Source organism: Pseudomonas sp. GM33 (assembly GCF_000282295.1).
Taxonomy (GTDB): Bacteria; Pseudomonadota; Gammaproteobacteria; order Pseudomonadales; family Pseudomonadaceae; genus Aquipseudomonas; species Aquipseudomonas laurylsulfatiphila.
The window spans coordinates 1-2,755 of the sequence record NZ_AKJO01000056.1 but is presented as its reverse complement, the minus strand read 5'-3'; the positions used below and the strand labels follow the sequence as shown (position 1 = coordinate 2,755).

At 58.9% G+C, this 2,755-nt stretch carries 1 protein-coding gene; it reads left to right on the top strand.

Annotation, left to right across the window (positions count from 1 at the left end; genetic code table 11):
- On the top strand, positions 1 to 2,452 hold a 2,452-nt coding region (locus PMI26_RS31320), incomplete at its 5' end, for a beta strand repeat-containing protein (protein WP_007972265.1).
- Between the last annotated feature and the right edge of the window lie 303 nt (positions 2,453 to 2,755).

Genomic DNA, 2,755 nt, shown 5'->3' with positions numbered 1-2,755 from the left:
CACTTCGGTCACCGTGCATATCGCCGGCAGCAACGACTCACCGACGATCATTTCCAACGGTGGCGGTGCGACGGCTTCGATCAACGTGGCGGAGAACACCACGGCGGTCTCGACAGTGTCGGCGACCGATGCTGATCTACCAGCGCAGACGCTGAGCTACTCGATCCTGAATACGGCCGGGACGGACTTCAGTAAGTTCTCGATCAGTTCGAGTGGGGTGCTGACCTTCAATTCGGCGCCCGATTACGAGAGTCCCCAGGATGTCGGTGGTACCGATGGCGACAACGCCTACGTTGTGGATGTTCAGGTGGCCGACGCCAGTGGTGGAATCGATACGCAGACGATTACGGTAAACGTGCAGAACGTCGTTGAAACTCCGATTGATACAACACCGCCAGCTTCACCGACTGGGCTGACTTACAACAACTCCGGTACAAACCATAAGCTTTCAGGGAGCGCCGAAGCTAATTCATTCATTAAGGTTTACCTGGACAATGGCAATGGCGTGTTTGGCGCCGGCGACACAGAAATTGGGACCGGAACGACCAATACCGGCGGTCAATTCGCCAATATTGATTTGGCTGGCAAGTTTACGGGTACCAAGACGCTATTTGTCACGGCTATGGACGCGGCAGGCAACGTGAGTGCTGCAACAAGCATTAGCCTGACTTACCCTGCGGGAGTGTCCGGAGAAGCAATTAACCTTGCGATTGCTGATCCATCGGCAGGCCTGAGCGATAGCTTTGTTGTCACAATTGCCGACGTTCCGTCAAATTGGACTCTAAACGCCGGAATCAACAACGGCGACGGCACCTGGACCATGCAGACCAGCGATCCCGGAGCATTGACCGTGACAACACCAGAAGGCTTCGCGGGCGCTGCGGTACTCCACATCAACATGACCTGGACTAACGCCGACGGCAGTGTGGGCAGTTCCTATGTATTCAATAACGTCGAGGCCTTTGCCCCCGACACGCCGATCTTCGCCCTGTCCGCTGACGACAACCTGACCGGTTCGTCCGGTACCGACACCTTCGTCTTCGCCCAGCCGATCGGCAACAATCAGATCTACAGTTTCGATGCCACGGCAGACAAGATCGACATGATAGGCTTCACGGGCGTCACCGGCTTTGCTGACTTGAGTATCATTAACGACGCCAATGGCAATGCATTGGTCAGCATAAGCTCGGGTCAGACGGTCACCCTGAAAGGTGTCGATGCCGCGAACTTGAGCGAAGCGAACTTCCAGTTCGATGTCGATCCGCTCACCAACAACGCCGGCACCCTCACCATTGCCGACGGCGCGATCATGCCGTTCGGTGGCAGCATCCATAACAGCGGCACCATCGAGCTCGGCTCCAGCGGCAACGAGACCAGCCTTGAGATTCTGTTCCGTGGCGCGACCTTGACCGGTGGCGGCCAGGTGCTGCTATCCGACAACGCGCAAAACGTGATTTTCGGCGGCAGCGCCGACACGGTACTCACCAATGCCGACAACACTATCTCGGGTGCCGGCCAGTTGGGCGCGGGGCAGATGATGCTGGTCAACTCGGGCCTGATCCTTGCCGGCGGCGTCAATGCGCTGGTGATCGATACCGGCAGTAGCGCCGTCACCAACACGGGGGTGCTGCAAGCCAGCGGCAGCGGCGGATTGCTGATTGAAAGTGCGCTCGTCAACAGCGGTAGCCTGTGGGCGAACGATGGCAATATCACCATCCACGGAGATGCAGCAGGCGCGGGAAGCGCGACTATCAGCGGTTCGGCGATGCTGGAATTCGGTGCGGCCTCCGATCAGCATGTGACGTTCGACAGCGGCGCGGCAGGCACGCTCAAGCTCGATGTGTCGACGGCGTTCAGTGGCAGCGTCAGCGGTTTTGCCGCAGGTGACAAGCTGGACTTTGGCGATGTGGCGTTCGGTGCCGATACGCAGATCACTTATGCAGCGAATGACACAGGCACCGGCGGCCTGCTGATGGTGAGCGACGGCGCGCATGCGGCGCAGATCGCGCTGAATGGCCAATACGCGGCGGCGGGTTTGCAGGCGAACGCCGAGGGCAGCGGCAGTGAGCTGGCCTACGATGCCGCGGCGGCAAATCACAGGATGCTGGGCGGTCTGGCCAACGACACGCTGGTCGGCGGTGCGGGTGACGATATGTTCCTTGGCGGGCAGGGCAACGACACGTTCTACGGCGGCCTCGGCAACGATACCTTCATGTTTGCTGCCGCAGGCTTCGGCAACGACTCGATCCAGGACTTCGACCTCAATCCGAGCGGAGGGCAGGACTTGCTCAATATTGCGGGGACGGGGATCAACAGCGAGACGTTCGCTGCCAACGTGAGCATTGCGGCTGACGGGGCGGACACGGTGATCGGGATCGGCGTGGACTCTATTCGCCTTGTCGGGGTCAGCAGTGCAGGTATCGATCAGGCGGACTTTATCCTGGCGGTTTGATGCTTTTGCTGCCAGCCGCTCGTTGCTGTGCGGTGGCAGACCCCATCGCGGATAAATCCACGACGGGATCTGTGGGAGGTATTTTCAAGAACTTCGATGTGGGTTGACTGACTTGCTCAGCGCGTCAAGCGGTCATCCCATCGAAGTCAGCAAAGGGGTTTCGATAACCACCTCACTCAGTAGTCTGAATAAGGCTGTGATCCGGGGGCACGCTTGGCGATTACCCGGTCCTACAGACAGTACTGGCTGGTAGGCAGCACGTCGATTTTGTCGAAATCGATGAATCGGCTGCAGCTGTCCATC